This is a genomic window from Agrobacterium sp. 5Ca39 (assembly GCF_055382365.1).
Genome location: NZ_AP026437.1, coordinates 2,132,105 through 2,150,117 on the forward strand (window position 1 = coordinate 2,132,105; position 18,013 = coordinate 2,150,117).

The following is an 18,013-nucleotide window of genomic DNA, read 5'->3' on the forward strand; positions in this document are numbered from 1 at the left end:
CCGAGCGATAAGCGATAAACAGTCGCGTATTCCAATCAGAGCGGAATAATATTCCTTAATGGGAACGATATGGATAAGCTTGGGACGCTGAGTATTTTCGTTCAGGCGGCGGAAGGCGGCAGCTTCGTTGCAGCCTCTCAAAGGCTGGGGCTCTTCAGCTCCGCCGTTGGCAAGGCCATTGCGCGGCTTGAGCAGGAGATGGGAGTACGGCTTTTCCATCGCTCGACCCGCAGCATGACGCTGACGGAGGAAGGGAGCTTTTTTCTCGATACCTGTCGGCGCGTTCTGTCTGAGCTGGACAGGGCGCAGGCGCAGCTTTCAAGGTCCCACAGCGAACCTCATGGCCTGTTGCGCGTGAGTTTTCCGCTGACGGGAATGCTGCTTATGCCGGCAATATGCGCATTCATGAAAGCATATCCCGACATCACGCTGGATCTCGATTTTACCGACCGACTGGTTGACGTGATAGAAGAAGGTTTCGATGCCGTTGTCCGCACTGGCGAGGTGCGCGACACGCGGCTGATGAGCCGCAAACTTGGTTCTTTCCGACACCGGATAGTCGCCTCGCCTGCCTATCTGGAGAGAGAAGGCATCCCGCTCGTTCCCGAGGACCTGTCAAGTCATCGCTGCATGCATCACCGATTTGCCAACTCGGGCAAACTGGAGCCATGGCCGCTGGCCAGAAGCGGCAAAGATCTGCGCATCGCGCTGCCGACGACGACGGTTGCCAGCACGCTTGAACCGCTTATCCACCTTGCAGAAAACGGCTTTGGCATAACCTGCCTGCCACACTTCGCCGTGGCTCAACAGATCGAACAAGGCACGCTGGTCTCGATACTCCAAGACTTCACAGCAGAAGCGGGTGTTTTCCGCGTCCTTTGGCCGACAAGCCGTTATCTATCGCCAAAAATCCGCGTGTTCGTTGACTTCATGGCTGATAATCTTTTCGTACCGGAAAGGGCTGCAGCTCATGTCAACGGGCAGAAAGCTGGCTAGAGGTTTCCGCCATCCCGCTGTTCCGCCGGGCATGAACCGAGCGGGGCAGGCTCCAGCGATGCCTGCGCCGGTTAGCGGGCCATAAATGTCGGCCTTGTCAGATGCTGGACAACGGAACGCGTAACCCCGCCGAACACCCATTCCCGAAGTCTTGCGTGGCCATAGGCTCCCATCACCACAAGATTCGCACCTACTCTCTCGGCGTGATCATCCAAAACGTGAGACACCAGGCGATCATTGCGCGGCACGACTTCTGCTGACACGTTTTCGACGCCGCGAGAAGAAAGATAGGATAATAAGCCTGCCGCCGGATCGCGTAGATCGCGGTTATCGTCAACGATGACAATGTGGACCGACCCGGCGAGCTTCAGAAGGGGCACGCTGGCCCTCACCGCAGAAGACGCCTCCGCGGTTTCCTGCCAGGCAATCATTACAGTCGGATTGTCGAAAACCAGCGATGCTGCGGGGTCGAACAGCACAGGCACGTCGGCATGAAACCAGGCACCGTCAAGAACGGCCTCCAAGGTGTTTTGATCGCCGAGAAGATCGGCACCGATCATGACAAGATCGGCTAGTCTCGCCCTCCGATCAACCTCGTTATCAACGCTGAACACTTCCGTATAGGCACTTTCCACATTGTAGGGGATACCCGTGCCAGCCAGGAAACCTTCGAGTTCCCGCACCGTCTTATCAATCTGCGCTTGGTCCCTTTGCCTTTCCTTCATCCAGGGAACAGAGACATTGCTGACGTGTGCACCGATGGGAGGAACGGCGGATGTGCCAATAACAAAAACGGAAAGATATCCGCAGAGGGCCTTCGTGGCGTTTACCACGGACAATATTTGGGCTTCGCCAATATTGGGACTGCATACGTGTAAAATAGCTAGGTCTGTCACTGCCGCCCTCCGCCCCTGGCATCCTGCTCAACCGCTCTTTCGACAACTCCTACATATCAAGTCTTAAGGTGGATATCTTTTTCGAATGCAATTTTTAATATATGTAAAATACCTGTTCAATGTCGAGCAATCGTCAGAAGGTCGCATATGCTTCCGTATGAAACGACAAGAATAATCCGGATGCTATTGCCAATCTTCCCAATCCTCGGGCTCGCGGTAGGCGTCGGGGCACAATACGGCAATCTTATCGGACTCTCAAAATTCGCGCTGATCGCCGGGACAATTCCGGTTCTCCTCACTCTGGTTTTTCAAATCCTGAAAAGTCTCCGCGCGGGTGAACTCGGGCTCGACCTGATCGCCATGATATCGATGACTGGCGCGCTTGTTTTTGGCGAATACATGGCGGGGGCCGTCGTGGCGCTCATGTATTCCGGCGGGCAATATCTTGAGCATGCAGCTGAAGGACGCGCCAGACGCGAGATGACCGCCCTCCTGTCGCGAGCCCCCAGGAAAGCCAACCGGCGAAACGGCAATCACATCGAGGAAGTTTCAATTGAGGAAATCGACATGGGCGATGTCCTCGTCGTACGCCGTGGCGACCTTGTCCCCGTCGATGGGATAATTGGCGATGACATCGCAACGCTCGATGAATCTGCCCTGACGGGCGAACCGCTGCCAGTCAAGCGGAACAGGGGTGAAACAGTTCTGAGTGGCGCTGCCAACGCCGGCGACCTCTTCGAAATGACCGCGACGACACGCGCCGCGGACAGCACATATGCCGGAATTTTGCGCCTGGTGGAAACCGCCCAACGCAGCAAGGCACCCATGGCGCGAATGGCTGACCGTTACGCACTTTTATTCCTGGTGGTGACGATTGGGCTTGCCTCGCTAGCGTGGATGCTGTCCGGAGATCCCGTTCGCGCGGTTGCAGTTCTCGTCATCGCTACCCCATGCCCGCTGATATTGGCCGTTCCAATCGCCTGGACGGCCGGCGTATCTAGGGTGGCGCGTCTGGGGCTTCTCGTAAAAGGCGCCCGTGTGCTGGAAGGCCTTGGAACGATCCGTATCCTCGTTATCGACAAGACTGGAACACTGACGGAAGGTTCACCAACACTTTCGGGGATCGATGCAGCAATCCCTGAGGCAGAGCTTCTGAGATTATCCGCATCCCTGGATCAGGCATCGAACCATGTGGCGGCAAAAGCCCTGGTGCAGGCAGCCCAGGCCCGCACCATGGAACTCTCACAACCGACGAACGTCGCCGAAAATCCTGGCGAAGGTGTCTCCGGCATCGTTGACGGTCGAAACGTGGCGATTGGGGGAATAGCCTATATCGCCGATAAGCTTGGCATCGACATACCACACGCCGATCGCCCCGGAACCATGGCAGCTGCGGTCGCAATCGATGGCAACTTCGGTGGCATTCTGCTCTTTTCGGACAGGCTCCGAGACGGAAGCGATGCCGTTCTCAGAAACTTCAAGGAGATTGGCGTAAACCGCATTATCCTTGCGACCGGCGACCGGCAGGATGTCGCAAAAATGATCAGTGCGGATCTGCCTCTGGACGAGGTCCGTGCGGAACTTTCTCCGGCACAAAAGATCGAGATCGTAAACGCAGAAAAAAGGAAACAGCCCGTTCTGATGATTGGCGACGGCGTCAATGACGCGCCAGCCCTCGCCGCAGCGGATATCGGCCTTGCAATGGGGGTCCATGGCTCAGCCGCAGCAACCGAGGCCGCGGATGCCGTCCTCCTTGTGGACCGCCTTGACCTGGTGGTTCAAGGCATCAGAATTTCGAGACGGTGTCGGCAGATTGCCACACAGAGCGTCGTCGCCGGCATGGGATTGTCGACGCTCGGCATGCTTGCTGCTGCATTTGGTTACCTCACAGCCGTTGAAGGCGCATTATTGCAGCAGGTCATTGACGTGGTCGTCATTCTCAATGCCCTTCGTGTACTCAACATCAGGACGGGTTGATCGGCCCGTCACGCCTCCCGGACGGGTAACCAGACATGGCATCCGGTTCCCGACGACTATTTCGACGAGGGTGACCCTCTGAGACGGACCGCGATTCCCAGCATTTGCAGCGTAAACAGAGCCCTGTTTACTGTTGCGTACTTATCCTTCCTTTTCATCTCAAGCAGGATGTAAGCGTCAACGGGGGTCAGGTAGTGCACGCAGGTCTGTCCTTGCTTTTCCTTTTGAGTGCCATGTCAGGGGTATCGGCAGCGGAAGATGACGTCGACGAGTTGGCCCGCAAGGTCTCCAACCCTGCATCATTCATGATAAGCGTCCCTGTCCATTCGGATTTCGACATCGGTCGCTGGGGCGGTAGCGACACATATTCGGCAACCCTGGACATTGAGCCGGTCATACCCTTCGCGCTGAACGACGACTGGAACATGATTTCTCACACAGATTTCCCGATTGTCTACAATGATCCAATCGGTACGCCGGGGGGAAAACTGGGGCTCGGGGATATCAGTCAGAACCTCTCCTTCACACCCGCGCGGCATGGACCGCTTATATGGGCCTTTGGACCGGAATTCTCCCTTCCGACGGCCACGGACGACCGTTTCGGAACCGGAAAATTGTCGATAGGTCCTTCAGGGCTGTTACTTCTTCAGACAAAATCAATGAGCCTGGGTTTATCGGCAAGCCATCTCTGGTCGGTCGCCGGTGCGGGCGACAGACCACGCGTCAGCCAGACCGAACTGCAGCCATTCATCGCGTGGCACATTGGCGGTGGTAAGACCATTTCCGCCAATCTGGACTTCAATTACGACTGGGTGGAAAGCGATTACACCCTGCCGGTGTCGTTGTCATTCTCCCAGATCGTCAAGGTCGGCGAGCAGACCCTCAGCCTTTCGCTCGGTGCCAAGTACTATATAGAAGGCCCTGACGATGGGCCTCAATGGGGCATCAAGGCGGGCGTGACGTTCCTTTTCCCGCAGAAAACCGCCATGCAATGAGCGAGCGTGCCACCGAAGCTACTTTGCGATGAGGAAGAAGCTTGGCGTTATCGCTCAAAGACCAGGAAATTCTCCCATGCGCGGATCCTCAGCAGAATTCTTCTGATCAGCGCGAACTCGGTCCAGTGGCCGGTGTAGATGGCGACCTCCGCCGTCGCCCCGCCCGGAAGTTCGAACGCCGAGAGGTCATCGGTCGGTTCGAGCACAGCTATCACGCGTCCTGAACCGAAGGGCGCTTTGGGGGTCAGGAGCGTGCCCGAGGGTTCGAGCTGACCTTCCGCCATGAACTTCAGCACCGTCTGAACCTTCGCACTGAAGACCCTTCCCGGTACCCCGGCAAAGGAAATCTCGGCCTCGTCACCCTCCTTGACACGCTGCAACGCAATCTGGTCGAACGAAGATGCAAAAACCTTCCTGTCCGTATGAACGAAGGTCATCACGGGTTTCAGTGGCAGCGAGACTGCCATCATCCCGGGATGCAGAAATACCTGTGTCGCATACCCGTCCGTTGGCGCGCGGTAGACGCTCTGCTCGAGTTCAAACTCCGCTCGCGCCAGTTCGGCTTCCAACTGGACGACGTTCGTATCGACACCGTTTATCTGGTTATTGGCGGCCAGCCTCGCCTGTTCAGCCTGGGCTTCCGCTGTCGCCAGCGCGGCCTCCGAAGCGAGATAGGCATTTCGGAGGTCATCGACCTGCTCCGTGGAAAACGGTGACATGCGCGGATTCTTGTTGGCATCTCTGTGCCGCTCATAATCGTCTTTTGCCTGGTCGCGGTTGGCTGTCGCGGACTTGACTGACGCATCGGCGGCCTTCAGCGCCGCCTGCTGCTCCGAAACGGTCTGTTTTGCGGCAGCAAGGGCCGCCTTGCGGCGCGCTACGCCATATTCAAAAGGCCGGGGATCAAGACGGAAGAGAACGTCACCTTTCCTGACCGGGGAGTTTGGTGTTACCGGAACCTCGACGACCTGACCATTCACGGCGGGGCTTATGGGCGTTGCGTAGAAGTAAATCCGCCCGTCCCTTGAAAACGGGTGATTGTAGTTCATAACGACAACGATGCCACCAACGAGGATAACGCCCGCGACGACCGCCGTGGTTACCGTCCATTTCGTCAGCGGAACCCTTACGAACCGAAAAGTGACGATGCAGATTGCCACGTAAATCAAACAGAGGAGCGTCGTCATTCGCTTGGCCCCCTCGTGACCAAGCGCTGTTCCAATTTGGCGACACGTTCGGCCAGCTTTGGATCGACCCCGCCGCCCCAGCCGCGTCCGGGCCGGTATGCCATCGCCCAGATCCAGAGGAACGGCCAGATGGCATGCAGCGTGAAGAGGCTGACCCATCCAGCCGCCATGATTGCATCCTGATGCGGATGGTCGCGACGTTTTGCGATCTCGTAGGGGATGTCGTGAATCGCGATGATGCCATAGATGAACACGAGCACGATGAACACCAGTATCGCCAGAGCCAGATAGTCCAGAAACATGATGTTTAGCGCTCCCTTCATCACCTGTGACAGTCTCTGGCCCAGGCCTTTGGGGGAAGAGGGCCGCATTCAACGACGGCACGGGTGGAAATCCTATAGATTCCACCCGGACGTTCAGCAGTTTCCGCCGGTCGCGGCAAAGGCCCTCACTTGACCTCCTCGAAATCAGCCGGTTTCCAGCTGCCATCGAAGGCGGGTGCATCGGGTCCATAGATGCGGATATATGCGAACCACCCGCGACCGGGCACGGTCTTTATCCAGCGATCTTCGTGGCCCTGCGGTGCAGTGGGGCCAAAGTAGAGCTCGGTCGCCCGAGCCTTGTCCGCATCCTTCAATTCAAACAGGGAACGAAGCGCCGCTTTGGCTTGATCGGTCTGCACTTCAGATCGTGTCTGGGCATCATATGCCGTGACGGACCAGAAAAGCTTACCCGGCACCGGTTGTGGGATCGAAAGCCTGTAGGTCTTTCCGCCATCCAGCCAGGCACCCGACGCATCGCGGGAACCCAGCCAGTAAAGTGACCCTGCTCCTGCTGTTCGACGGAACATGGCAGGGGATGTCACGATTGCCTGAGCAAACCAGCGGTCTCGGGCTTCAAGATCAATGCCAGCGGCCGTCTCAAATTGCGCGCTTCCCGGCACGAGGCCAACCCATTCCCATTGGCGGTCAGGCCAGGCGAGCTTGTCGGTCCTGGCACTATCGAATGCCGATACTAGCAACTGATCGCGACCATCGCGGGCGGCCTTCTCGAGGATGGCTTTCATTCTGTCGTCGGGGCTGAAAGGCTTGCCCTTCTCGATGCCGAGCGTTTGAAGCAGCCCATACATCGGCTCGAACTTCGCCACGATCGGTTCCAGCTGAATGATCTCATTCAGCTTTTGCCAGAACTGTAAATTGTCCTCCCATTTCAGCGACGTGCTGTCGATGTCCATATTGGTCGTGTCGACAAATTTCAGGCGCTGTTTCGGACTGGCAAGCGGATAAATCTTGATTGCTTGCAGTGCCTTCAGCGCCTTCTCCTGATCGCCGCCAACGGGAAGCGCGCGAACTGCGAGCAGGTTCTTGTAAGTGGGGGTTTTACCGACCAGATAGCCTTTGGGGATCTTGCCTTTGTAGTCCGGCCCGACGATCAGATGTTTGCCGCCCTTGCCCGCGTCCGGTCCGGGAATGCCCATGTCGAGCACCCAGCCCTGATTGTGGTCATTGACGAGGCCGATATAGGCCCCGGGCGGCAATTCAACCACCATTGGCCCTTTCGAAACATCGAGGGTTGCGGAACCATAGGGTGTGTCCGAATTGAGCGTGAAACCAACCTGACGCGGCCCCGCCGCAGCCCCGCCATAGGCTTCATTATCGTTGATGCCGACGGCCCGGTTGCCATTGAAGATTCCTTCGACTGAAACGGTCGGATACCAGAAGCGATAGGCGACGAGAGCTCGCTGAAGGTCTGCGTCATCCCGCGCCTTTTTCGAGGTTTCTGCGGCCGGATAGCCTTTTTCGAAGGTGTACGTTGCTGCCTGTTGGGCAAGCGCAGGCGAGATAAAGGACGAAGACAGCAGCAAGGCCGCAATAATCTGAGCTTTCATAAGGATTTTCCTCCGGTGAAATAGGCCGTCTACCGATCGCTACCTTGCTGCGGCGATGTCCTCGAGTTTCCACGTCTTGTCGAACCATGGCGTAAGCGGACCGTAGAGGCGGAAAATGGTGAACCAGGATTTGCCCGGAATGGTCTGAATCCAGTTTGGACTGTCAGCGGGCCTTTCGGGAGCAAATACGATATCGGTGGAGCCGTCGGGATTTCTCTTCAGGTCTTTCTCGCTGGAGAGGCTCGGGAACGGTTGGTCAGTCTGCAGCATTGATCTCGTCTGCGTGTCGTAAATGACGACCGACCAGAAATCTTTTGCGGGAACGTTTGCCGGCACATGCAGCACGTATGTCTTGCCGCCGTTAAAGGGGTTACCCTCGCTGTCGAGATTGGCTGCCGCGTATTGAGAGCCGACCCCCGGCATTGCAACCGCCATGGCGGGTGTGTTTATCGTCGCCGCATAATAAAACAGTGTGCGGGGCGTCGTCATCCTGTAGTCGGCGGCGAATAGGGTGGCGGCACTCAGCAGGATTGCAAGACACGCAGGAGCTGTCTGTGCCGTACCGCGGATCACTGTATCTTTGACGTGCATATGGTCGCCCCTCAATGTCGATGAGAGACGACCACATCCGTCATGCGCGAATAAGTACGCAACGGTAAACGGCTTTTCCGCAACCGTAAATCATCCGTCGTTTACGGTTGCGTACTACCGCGCCGCGTGTCGATCCGTAGTGTTCTTGCCGCGCATCCAAGGAGCCTCAATGAAGACGATCATCGCGTTTGCAGCAGTGCTGCTCCTCTCGTCCTGCGGCCACCCACATGGCGTAATGGCGCCCGTCGAGGTAAAAGGCACCTCCCCGAAGACCTCACAGGTTGACATGCTTGTTGCCACGACGCGGCAGCCATCCGGCGATCCGGCAACGCTCTTTAGCGGCGAGCGCAGCCCGAAACCTTATTTGACCGATGTCGCCGTTTCGATACCGCCGAACCGCAAGGCCGGCGACGTACAATGGCCGCGCCGGCTGCCGGCAAATCCCGCGACCGATTTTGCGGTGACAAGGGTCAGGCAGATCGAAACCATACCGCAGGGACGGGCTTGGTTCCGGCAGCACATCGAAGGCGGACATGCCCTCGTTTTCATCCACGGCTTCAATAATCGATATGAGGATTCGGTCTTCCGGTTTGCTCAAATCGTCCATGACAGCGGCATGAAGGCGACACCTGTGCTCTTCACCTGGCCATCGCGCGCCCAGCTGACGGCCTATGAATACGATAGGGAAAGCACGAACTATTCAAGGACTGCGCTCGAGCAATCGCTCCGGGTTCTTGCCGCGGACCCGAACGTCCGGGAAATCACAATCCTTGCTCATTCGATGGGGACGTGGCTGGCGATGGAATCTCTGCGGCAGATGGGCATCCGTGACGGTCGGGTGAACGCAAAGATCCGCAACGTCATTCTCGCCTCACCGGATATCGATACGCAGGTTTTTGCCAAACAGTTTGTTGAAATGGGTTCGCCAAGACCGAAATTCACCGTGTTTGTCTCACAGGACGACAGGGCTCTTGCCGCCTCCAGTTTCATAACCGGAAATGTCTCGCGGTTGGGAGCGATCGATCCCTCCAGCGAACCCTACCGAACCAAACTCGAGCAAGCCGGAATTACGGCGATCGACCTGACGAAAGTCGATGCGGGGGATGGCCTGCACCATGGCAAGTTTGCCGAAAGTCCCGAGATCGTCCAGCTTATCGGCCAAAGGTTGATGACGGGGCAGACGTTGACGGACAGCAACATCACCCTTGGCGAAGGCGTCGCGACCGTCATCGGCGGCACCGTCCGGACGGTCGGCAATGTCGCAGGAGCCGCTGTCGCCGCTCCTTTGACTGTAATGGAACAGTCGCAAAAAACCAGGGCGTCAACGGACATCGAAAGCACGTTGCGGAGCAACGCAAAAGCCGAACTGCTTACTCAATAACCTTTGTTTACTGCTATTTACGCGGACGTTTACTGTTGCGTACTTCCGAAGGCCCCTCGAAAGAACAAGTCTCTCCCGGCGTCGATAGACGACCGTCCACATCGGCAGGGCGTACCTGCGCGAACCAAGGGAGACCGCAATGTCGTACGACTACATCACTCGGAGGGCGCTATGACGACCTTTGTTTCCAGAAAGCTCTTTTCGGCGACCCTCGCCGTCGCCATGACGCTGACGTCAACCACGTTCCTGTCTCCGGCACAGGCGCAACAGGCGACAGCCCCGCAAACCGCGAAACCAAACATTCTCGTAATCTTTGGCGACGACGTCGGGCAGACCAACATCAGCGCTTACAGCGAAGGCCTTGTCGGTTATCGCACCCCGAACATTGACCGCATCGCCAAGGAGGGTTTGAAGTTCACGGACTATTATGCCGAAAACTCATGCACCGCGGGTCGCTCGACTTTCATCACTGGCCAGGCGTGCCTTCGAACCGGTCTCTGCAAGGTTGGTGCACCGGGCGCGCCGGTCGGGATTCAGGCTGGCGACATTACAATCGCGCAGGCGCTTAAACCGCTCGGTTATGCGACCGGGCAATTCGGTAAGAACCACCTTGGTGACAAAGACGAATACCTGCCGACACAGCACGGTTTCGATGAGTTTTTCGGCAATCTCTATCATCTGAACGCGGAGGAAGAGCCCGAACAGGCTGCCTGGCCGAAAGACGATCCGGAATTCCTCAAGGCATATTCACCCCGCGGCGTCGTGAAGGCTTCCGCAGATGGCAAGGTCGAGGATACCGGGCCATTGACAAAAAGACGTATGGAAACGATTGACGACGAGACGACCGCTGCCGCTATCGACTTCATAGACAGGCAGGTCAAGGCCGGAAAACCGTTCTTCACTTGGATGAACACGACCCGGATGCACGCGTTTACGCACGTTCGTGAATCCATGCGCGGCCAGAGCGGCATGGCCTACAACGAATATGCCGACGGCATGATCGAACACGACGGCGACGTGGGCAAACTTCTGAAGAAGCTCGACGACCTCGGCATCACGGAAAATACCATCGTCGTCTATACGACCGACAATGGTCCTAACCAGTGGTCATGGCCAGATGCGGCGACGACGCCTTTCCGTTCCGAAAAGGATACCAACTGGGAAGGGGCATTCCGCGTGCCAGCCATGGTTCGCTGGCCGGGCAAAATCAAGCCCGATCAGGTCACAAATGAAATGTTCTCCGGCCTGGACTGGTTTCCGACGCTGCTGGCTGCGGCCGGCGATGCCGACGTCAAAAACAGGCTGCTTGAGGGATGGCGCCCCGAGGGAAGTACAACGACCTTCAAAAACCATCTGGACGGCTATAATCAGATAGACTTCCTGACTGGCAAATCTGACAAAAGCGCTCGTAAGGAATTCTTCTATTTCGACGATGACGGTGAACTTGTGGCCACACGTTTCGACGAATGGAAAGTCGTGTTCAAGGAGCAACCCGCTCCCGGCGGTTTTGCAGTCTGGCAGACGCCGCTCGTGACATGGCGTGTACCGAAGCTCTTTAACCTGCGCATGGACCCCTACGAGCGCGCCGATGTCGTGTCTGACCAGTACAACGACTGGCTTGCTCGCAACGACTTTCTGCTGGTGAAAGCCCAGTTGAAGGCGGTTGCGTTCCTCGAGACCTTTGTGAAGTACCCGCCGAGCCAGCGTGGAGCGAGCTTCAACATCGAAGGTGTTCGCGCGCAGGTCGACAAGGCGATCGATCAGTCCTTCAAGGAACGCGGCATCGAAAAATAAACCAGAGTGGCGGTCCATTTTCACGATGGGCCGCCTTTCGCGCCCTGCCAATGGCCATTCTCTTTTCGCGATGGAACATCTCATATGACGGCACGTGACGACATTCTCGCCCTCGGCGAGCGCATCGGTCAGTCCATCATTGGCCAGAAGACAATGGTGGAGCGGTTGCTGCTTGGCCTCCTCGCCAACGGCCATCTGCTGGTGGAAGGGCTTCCCGGCCTGGCAAAAACGCGCGCGATCAAGAGCCTTGCCAAAAACCTGAATTCGGAACTGTCACGCGTGCAGTTTACTCCCGATCTGCTGCCGGCAGACATCACCGGATCGGAGATCTATTTCTCGGAAGGCGGAAAGGGCGAGTTCAAATTCCAGCAGGGCCCTATCTTCGCCAATCTCATGCTCGCCGATGAAATCAACCGCGCACCGGCAAAAGTGCAATCGGCACTACTGGAGGCGATGGAGGAACGACAGGTGACGGTCGGCGGCAAGACCTACCCGCTCCCTGACCTCTTCATGGTCATGGCGACGCAGAACCCGATCGAGCAGGAAGGAACTTACCCGCTTCCGGAAGCGCAGCTCGACCGCTTTTTGATGCATGTTGAAGTCGGATACCCCGATGAGGCTGCCGAAGGCGCGATCATGCGGCTCAATCGTGAAGAGGAAAACGCGGCGCAAGGAAACGCTCAACGTGCGACGCCGGTGCGGCTTGAGCCTGAGATCGTTTTCGAGGCCCGCAAGGAGATCGGCACCGTCACGGTGTCCGATCCGGTGGAAAAATACATCGTCGCACTGGTTTTCGCGACGCGATATCCTGATCGATACGACAAGGACCTTGCAAAGTTGCTGCAGGTGGGCGTGAGCCCGCGGGGCGTGATCGGACTCGACAAGGTGTCGCGCTCATATGCCTGGCTCGACGGCCGCGACTATGTCACTCCCGACGATGTGAAAGCCGTCGTCAAAGATGTCTTCCGGCACAGGATAATCCTCTCCTACGATGCGCACGCCTCCAATACGAGCGCCGACCAGGTGATCGGCCGGATTACAGAACTGGTCGCCGTTTCATGAAGGCGCACGGCAAGGCCACAAGCGGCGTTCACGTCGCGACAGCTGAGCTCGTCGCTCTCGAAAGCCTTGCACGTGATCTTTCCTTCGTCCAAAAAGCCAGAAGCCACCAGCGGCTTGCGGGTCGCATGCAGTCGGCGCTGCGCGGTCGCGGCCTGATTTTCGAGGAATTACGAGAATATCTGCCCGGCGACGACATTCGCTCCATCGACTGGCGCGTGACGGCGCGGACAGGCCAACCCGTTGTCCGCATTTATGGTGAGGAAAAGGAACGCCCAACGCTCCTCCTCGTCGATCAGCGCATCAACATGTTCTTTGGCAGCCGCCGCTCGATGAAGTCGGTGACAGCGGCGGAAACGGCGATGCTCTGCGCCTGGCGTGTTCTTGGATCGGGTGACCGCGTCGGCGGCTTTGTCTTTTCCGATGACGCTATCGAGGAAATCAAACCGCATCGCAGCCGCAATGCGGTCATCGCGCTTGCCGACCGGATTGCCGAGAAGAACCTGGCCCTTTCGGCCAGATACGCCCGTCCCCCCTCACCCGATATTCTGAACGAGGTTCTTCACCGTGTTGCTGCAGTTGCACATCACGATCATCTGATCATTCTGGTCAGCGATCTGAACGGCCACGATAACGTCACGCGGGACATACTCCTTAGGCTCTCGGCGAGCAACGATGTCATCTGCCTTCTGATCTTCGATCCTTTCCTTCTCGATTTGCCTACCCAGGGAGATCTTGTCGTCAGCGGCGGAAAACTGCAGGCGGAGCTTACTTTCGGCCAGAGGCCTGTCCGTCAGGCGCTTGAAGGTTTCGCAAAGGATCGCGGGCGTGAACTGCGTGCCTGGCAGCGGGAACTCGGTCTGCCGATGCTGCCAATATCTGCGGCCGAGGAAACGGCGCCCCAGCTTCGCCGGCTTCTGGAGCAATCCGCCTGGCAGCAACGGAGACGCTGATGGAGACGCCGAAACTCGATCCGGCTGTTGAAACGGCCTTGCGCACGATGCACGACATCGTTGTCCCGCCCGCAGTCTCCTGGCTTCCACAAACCTGGGGCTGGGCTGCGATCCTGACAATTCTGCTGTTGTTCCTGTGCAGCTGGGCGTCGTTTGCGGCACGGCGTTACCGGCACAACGCCTATCGAAGGCAAGCATTGCACGAACTCGAAACAGCAGCCCTTGCCGCTCGGGATGAGACAAGGCGCGATGGTGCCCTGCTTCTGCTTGCCAGCCTGTTGAAACGAACGGCGTTGGCAGCATGGCCGCGAGATCGCGTGGCCGCGCTTTGCAGCGGCTCGTTTGTCGGCTTTCTGAACGGCAGTGCGAAAGGCCCGCAGGTAAATCATCTGGCCAATCTGCTCAATGATGCCGAATACCGGAATGCGCCGTCTCAAGTGGCTGCCTCGTCCGAGGATTGCGACAGGGTGTTCAAGGAAGCCCGCGGATGGATCGAGAGGCATCATGTATCAACTTGATTTGCCCTGGTTTCTTGTTCTGCTGCCGGTCCCCCTTCTGGTGTGGTGGATTCTGCCCGCCCGAAGGGAGACTTCCGCATCGATACGGTTGCCGTTTTTCGACAATGTGGCCGAGGCCGCGGGCGTAAATCCATCGGAAGGATCTGTCATTCCCAAACGTGGCCGAGTGCAGACGGTAATCGAAGCCATATCGTGGTGCCTGATCGTATTGGCGCTCGCGCGGCCCCAATATCTGGAACCTCCTGTCGAGAAATCCGAACCGCAGCGCGACATTCTGCTTGCGCTTGATCTGTCCCAATCGATGGACCTGAAGGATTTCCGTGGACCGGATGGCAGCTCACAAGCGAGGGTCGATGCCGTCCGCAGCGTCGTATCCGATTTTGTCGCAAAACGTACCGGTGACAGGATCGGCCTGATCGCCTTCGGTGATGCCCCCTATCCGCTTGCACCTTTCACCATGGATCACGCCCTTGTCCGCGCCATGATCGACGGGCTGCTGCCGGGTATCGCGGGGCCGCGAACGGCCCTCGGTGATTCTCTCGGCCTGGCGATCCGGATGTTCGAGAATACGACTGTTCCGGAAAAAGTTCTGATCGTGCTGACCGACGGTAACGACACCGCTAGCCGCATGCCGCCGCTCAAGGCCGCGGAGATTGTGAAAAACAAGCAGATCGTCATCCATACCATTGGGATAGGAGACCCCGCAGCAACGGGCGAAGATAAACTCGACACCACCACGCTGGAAAAGATCGCGTCTGAAACAGGCGGTCGCTATTTCTTTGGCGGTAGCCGACAAGATCTTGCGACGATCTACGGCGTGCTTGACGCGATTACACCCGAAGACCAGAAAAAGCTCTCCTGGAGACCACGGATTGAGCTCTTTCACTGGCCGTTGGCGGCCGCGCTGACGCTGCTTGGTGGCTGGTACGCTTTCGATGGCATCAGGGGAATGTTTCGACGCCGGAGGGTTGCGACATGATCGCAGACTTTCACTTCCTGCGCCCCTGGTGGCTGATTGCGCTTCTGCTGCCACCTCTGCTCATCTGGATGGCATCGCGCTCCGGTGACATACGTGACAGATGGAAAGGCATGATAGCCCCGCACCTGCTTGAAAGCCTCATCGTCGAACCGGATCATAAAAACCGGCTTCGCCCCGTCTGGCTGCTCGGCATGGTGATGATGCTGGTGGTGCTGGGTGTCGCAGGACCCACATGGCAGCGGGAGCCACCGCCATTCGTTTCCGACACCGCGTCACTGGTCATCGCCGTTGATCTCTCGCCGACAATGGACGCCACGGACATCAGCCCAAGCAGGATCGAACGTGTGAAACTCAAGATCCGGGATGTGCTGGCTGCACGGGCGGGTGCACGAACCGCCGTGATTGCCTATTCGGGTACGGCCCACCTCGTCGTCCCGCTCACGGAGGACGCGGCACTCGTCGAATCCTACACCGATGCCCTGGCGACACGACTGATGCCCAAACCCGGCAAGGATACGGGAGCGGCATTTCAGCTTGCCGATCGCCTGCTCCGGGAGGACGGGGGCTCGGGAACCATCCTCCTTTTGACCGACGGGATCGAGGATGCCGCCGCCTCCCCTGCCAGAGAAATCGCGAGTAATCTAATTATCCTGGGGGTTGGCACACAGGAGGGTGGCGCAATTGCCGGGGGCGGCGTTTCGAAACTCGACATTGAAGGATTGAAGAGGTTCGGCAGCGACACCGGAGCCTCGGTCGCAACCATGACCGACGACGATGCCGACATTCGCTGGATCGTTCAGCGTGTTGCGACAAATTTCAGCCAGCAGTCTGCTTCGGAGGGGCAGCGGTGGCGCGACCTTGGTTGGTGGCTTCTGCTTCCCACCGCCTTTTTCTACGCCCTGTCCTTCCGTCGGGGCTGGGTGACGCGCGTTGCTGTCCTGCTGGTTGCAGTCCGGGTCGTGCTTCCGGACCCGGCACAATCTGCAACTTTCGAGGATATCTGGCTGACACCGGACCAGCAGGGACGTCTTGCCTATGAGCGCGGTGACTATGCAACTGCGGCTGCGGTGTTCAAGGACCCCATGTGGAAAGGAACGGCCTATTACCGTGCCGGACAGTTCAAGGAAGCTGCCAACGCTTTCGCCTTATCCAACACTGCGCAGGCATGGTTCAATCAGGGTAACGCACTTCTGCATCTGGGCAGTTTCGAGGAGGCGATCGCTGCCTACGAAAATGCCCTGGAAAAGCGAAAGGGCTGGCCGGAGGCTGATGCCAATCTGGCGCTCGCCAAACGGCTGCTGAAGCAACAGCAGGACAATGAGGAGCCCGATCAGCCGAACGAGAAACCCGATGGCGTGCAGTTCGATGACAAGGGAAAGAAGGGCAAGGCTGCAACACTCGATATGGCCGAGGAAACCTCCGAGATGTGGATGAAGAACATCCAGGCGAACCCGGCCGATCTGATGGCGCGGAAATTCGCCATCGAAGCCGCGGAGAAAAGCCCGTGAGGAAGGTCATTGCGCTCCTGCTGGCGTTGAGCGCCCTGCCCGCCATTGCAGCGGAACCGTTCGCGCGGAGCGCCATCGAGAAAACCGACACCATCGTTCCCGGCCAGCAATTGCGGCTGACGGTGGATGTCTTCGCGCCCGGTTTTTTCACCTCACCTCCCGATCTCCCCTTGTTCGAAATGGAGGATGCGCTTGTCACGCTTCCCGAGGAGCGAGCACAGAACCTCGTTGAGACGATTGATGGTGTTCAATATGCGGGCATCCGTCGCCAGTATGCAATTGTTCCCGAGCGCGCCGGACCGTTCTCAATTCCACCGATCAGCATCAAGTTTGCCTACTCAGCCGATGGCGCACCCACCAGGGGGACGGTGACAACTGCGATGACCGGCTTCGAAGTCTCCGACGCGAACACCACACCCTCTCTATTTTCGGCGAAAGATGTCGAAATCTCCCAGTCTTTCGACAAGAGCCTTGCTGAACTCAGGGAAGGTGATGCCTTCGTCCGAACGATCATTGTCACCGCAAAACAGACGCAGGCAATGCTCATGCCCCCAGTGGATACCGGTGCGGTGACCGGACTGAAACAATATACCAAGCCCGCGCAGCTTGCAGATGGCGTCGCGGCGGGGCGGGGCGAAACCCTCAGCAGGCGGACGGAAACAGTCGTCTATACGACCCAAAAAAAGGGCGAGTTCACGCTGCCTGAGATCCGATATGAATGGTACGATCTCGACCGGCCCGGCAAGGCCAACGCCGCGCTTCCAGCTGTCCACATCGTTGTGGCCGAAGCAAAGCTTCGTGCAGCTATTGCGCCGGAGCCGGTCGCCGAACACCGTTCTCTCCCAGAACATCGACGGCAGATCGCTCTCCGGATTTTGATTACGCTTGGGCTGGCATGTCTCGTCTGGATGTTGCGTGGTCTACCCAAACTAATACTGAACCGGCTTGAAGACATCAGGAAAACCATCTTGCGGTCGGAAAGGTACCGGCTGTACGTGCTGCGCCAAACAGTGCTTGGCGGCGAATTACCGGCCGTCTATTCCGCCCTTCACGCGTGGGCAGTTTCAGACGGTTTTCGCACCCTTCGGGATCGCGTTGCGGATATTCCGGAGCTTTCGAACGAAGTTCATGAACTCGAGCGTATGCTCTTTTCTACGCATCATGGATATTTCGACCGGAGGATTGCGGCTAACTCGCTATCCGCCAGGGCGCGCCCAAGAAAGCAGATGAACAACTCTCCGCTTCCTGAACTCAATCCGTCCAGCTAGCTGTTTTACGCGCCTGCCGCGTA

General features: G+C 57.9%; 15 protein-coding genes and 1 pseudogene. 11 read left to right on the forward strand and 5 right to left on the reverse strand.

Features of this window, described 5'->3' with window-relative positions:
* Positions 1-69 precede the first annotated feature (69 nt).
* Complete coding sequence (locus ACZ47E_RS23495; RefSeq protein WP_464017181.1) at positions 70-996, forward strand: LysR family transcriptional regulator; 927 nt, start codon at positions 70-72, stop codon at positions 994-996.
* A gap of 71 nt (positions 997-1,067) precedes the next feature.
* On the opposite strand, the gene ACZ47E_RS23500 is transcribed toward ACZ47E_RS23495, so the two are convergent.
* Positions 1,068-1,892 (reverse strand): universal stress protein, encoded by an 825-nt coding sequence (locus ACZ47E_RS23500; protein ID WP_131258892.1) that lies wholly within the window; start codon positions 1,890-1,892, stop codon positions 1,068-1,070.
* A gap of 180 nt (positions 1,893-2,072) precedes the next feature.
* On the opposite strand from ACZ47E_RS23500, the gene ACZ47E_RS23505 reads away from it, so the two are divergent.
* Together ACZ47E_RS23505 and ACZ47E_RS23510 are read left to right on the forward strand one after the other, a co-directional pair.
* Positions 2,073-3,869, forward strand: a complete 1,797-nt coding sequence (locus ACZ47E_RS23505) for a heavy metal translocating P-type ATPase (protein WP_081859439.1) — start codon at positions 2,073-2,075, stop codon at positions 3,867-3,869.
* A 194-nt stretch (positions 3,870-4,063) separates the two neighbouring features.
* Positions 4,064-4,864, forward strand: a complete 801-nt coding sequence (locus tag ACZ47E_RS23510) for a hypothetical protein (protein WP_034497492.1) — start codon at positions 4,064-4,066, stop codon at positions 4,862-4,864.
* A 47-nt stretch (positions 4,865-4,911) separates the two neighbouring features.
* Here the strand turns inward: ACZ47E_RS23510 and ACZ47E_RS23515 are convergent, their stop codons facing one another.
* The 4 genes and pseudogenes from ACZ47E_RS23515 to ACZ47E_RS23530 all read right to left on the reverse strand — a co-directional run.
* Complete coding sequence (locus ACZ47E_RS23515; protein WP_064263642.1) at positions 4,912-6,051, reverse strand: HlyD family secretion protein; 1,140 nt, start codon at positions 6,049-6,051, stop codon at positions 4,912-4,914.
* Positions 6,048-6,353: a DUF3302 domain-containing protein gene (locus ACZ47E_RS23520; protein ID WP_064263736.1), complete on the reverse strand. Its 306-nt coding sequence runs from the start codon at positions 6,351-6,353 to the stop codon at positions 6,048-6,050. Before ACZ47E_RS23520 ends, ACZ47E_RS23515 begins: the two co-directional genes overlap by 4 nt.
* Positions 6,354-6,499: 146 nt before the next feature.
* Positions 6,500-7,939, reverse strand: a complete 1,440-nt coding sequence (locus ACZ47E_RS23525; protein WP_064263644.1) for a DUF1254 domain-containing protein — start codon at positions 7,937-7,939, stop codon at positions 6,500-6,502.
* Between the two features lie 39 nt (positions 7,940-7,978).
* Positions 7,979-8,416, reverse strand: a pseudogene (locus ACZ47E_RS23530) (DUF1214 domain-containing protein); the annotation flags it as partial.
* A gap of 283 nt (positions 8,417-8,699) precedes the next feature.
* On the opposite strand from ACZ47E_RS23530, the gene ACZ47E_RS23535 reads away from it, so the two are divergent.
* From ACZ47E_RS23535 to ACZ47E_RS23570, 8 genes are all read left to right on the forward strand, one after another.
* Entirely contained in the window at positions 8,700-9,911 is a 1,212-nt protein-coding gene (locus ACZ47E_RS23535; RefSeq protein ID WP_064263647.1) for an alpha/beta hydrolase, read from the forward strand.
* Positions 9,912-10,082: 171 nt separating this feature from the next.
* Positions 10,083-11,705 carry an arylsulfatase gene (locus ACZ47E_RS23540; RefSeq protein ID WP_064263649.1) on the forward strand — a complete coding sequence of 541 codons (1,623 nt, stop codon included), beginning with the start codon at positions 10,083-10,085 and terminating at the stop codon, positions 11,703-11,705.
* Between the two features lie 84 nt (positions 11,706-11,789).
* Complete coding sequence (locus tag ACZ47E_RS23545) at positions 11,790-12,767, forward strand: AAA family ATPase (RefSeq protein WP_064263652.1); 978 nt, start codon at positions 11,790-11,792, stop codon at positions 12,765-12,767.
* Positions 12,764-13,717, forward strand: coding sequence for a DUF58 domain-containing protein (locus tag ACZ47E_RS23550; protein ID WP_064263655.1), 954 nt, complete (start codon positions 12,764-12,766; stop codon positions 13,715-13,717). Before ACZ47E_RS23545 ends, ACZ47E_RS23550 begins: the two co-directional genes overlap by 4 nt.
* Positions 13,717-14,235 (forward strand): DUF4381 domain-containing protein, encoded by a 519-nt coding sequence (locus tag ACZ47E_RS23555; RefSeq protein ID WP_064263657.1) that lies wholly within the window; start codon positions 13,717-13,719, stop codon positions 14,233-14,235. The genes ACZ47E_RS23550 and ACZ47E_RS23555 overlap by 1 nt, the downstream gene beginning before the upstream one ends.
* Positions 14,222-15,214: a vWA domain-containing protein gene (locus tag ACZ47E_RS23560; protein WP_064263660.1), complete on the forward strand. Its 993-nt coding sequence runs from the start codon at positions 14,222-14,224 to the stop codon at positions 15,212-15,214. Before ACZ47E_RS23555 ends, ACZ47E_RS23560 begins: the two co-directional genes overlap by 14 nt.
* Complete coding sequence (locus ACZ47E_RS23565; RefSeq protein WP_064263662.1) at positions 15,211-16,722, forward strand: VWA domain-containing protein; 1,512 nt, start codon at positions 15,211-15,213, stop codon at positions 16,720-16,722. The genes ACZ47E_RS23560 and ACZ47E_RS23565 overlap by 4 nt, the downstream gene beginning before the upstream one ends.
* Complete coding sequence (locus ACZ47E_RS23570; protein ID WP_064263665.1) at positions 16,719-17,990, forward strand: BatD family protein; 1,272 nt, start codon at positions 16,719-16,721, stop codon at positions 17,988-17,990. The genes ACZ47E_RS23565 and ACZ47E_RS23570 overlap by 4 nt, the downstream gene beginning before the upstream one ends.
* Positions 17,991-18,013 lie beyond the last annotated feature (23 nt).

Coding starts and splice junctions, on each gene's coding strand:
- ACZ47E_RS23550 (WP_064263655.1), top strand. CDS start 12,764: ATGAAGGCGCACGGCAAGGCCACAAGCGGCGTTCACGTCGCGACAGCT.
- ACZ47E_RS23505 (WP_081859439.1), top strand. CDS start 2,073: ATGCTATTGCCAATCTTCCCAATCCTCGGGCTCGCGGTAGGCGTCGGG.
- ACZ47E_RS23535 (WP_064263647.1), top strand. CDS start 8,700: ATGAAGACGATCATCGCGTTTGCAGCAGTGCTGCTCCTCTCGTCCTGC.
- ACZ47E_RS23565 (WP_064263662.1), top strand. CDS start 15,211: ATGATCGCAGACTTTCACTTCCTGCGCCCCTGGTGGCTGATTGCGCTT.
- ACZ47E_RS23555 (WP_064263657.1), top strand. CDS start 13,717: ATGGAGACGCCGAAACTCGATCCGGCTGTTGAAACGGCCTTGCGCACG.
- ACZ47E_RS23540 (WP_064263649.1), top strand. CDS start 10,083: ATGACGACCTTTGTTTCCAGAAAGCTCTTTTCGGCGACCCTCGCCGTC.
- ACZ47E_RS23520 (WP_064263736.1), bottom strand. CDS start 6,353: ATGTTTCTGGACTATCTGGCTCTGGCGATACTGGTGTTCATCGTGCTC.
- ACZ47E_RS23525 (WP_064263644.1), bottom strand. CDS start 7,939: ATGAAAGCTCAGATTATTGCGGCCTTGCTGCTGTCTTCGTCCTTTATC.
- ACZ47E_RS23560 (WP_064263660.1), top strand. CDS start 14,222: ATGTATCAACTTGATTTGCCCTGGTTTCTTGTTCTGCTGCCGGTCCCC.
- ACZ47E_RS23515 (WP_064263642.1), bottom strand. CDS start 6,051: ATGACGACGCTCCTCTGTTTGATTTACGTGGCAATCTGCATCGTCACT.
- ACZ47E_RS23545 (WP_064263652.1), top strand. CDS start 11,790: ATGACGGCACGTGACGACATTCTCGCCCTCGGCGAGCGCATCGGTCAG.
- ACZ47E_RS23495 (WP_464017181.1), top strand. CDS start 70: ATGGATAAGCTTGGGACGCTGAGTATTTTCGTTCAGGCGGCGGAAGGC.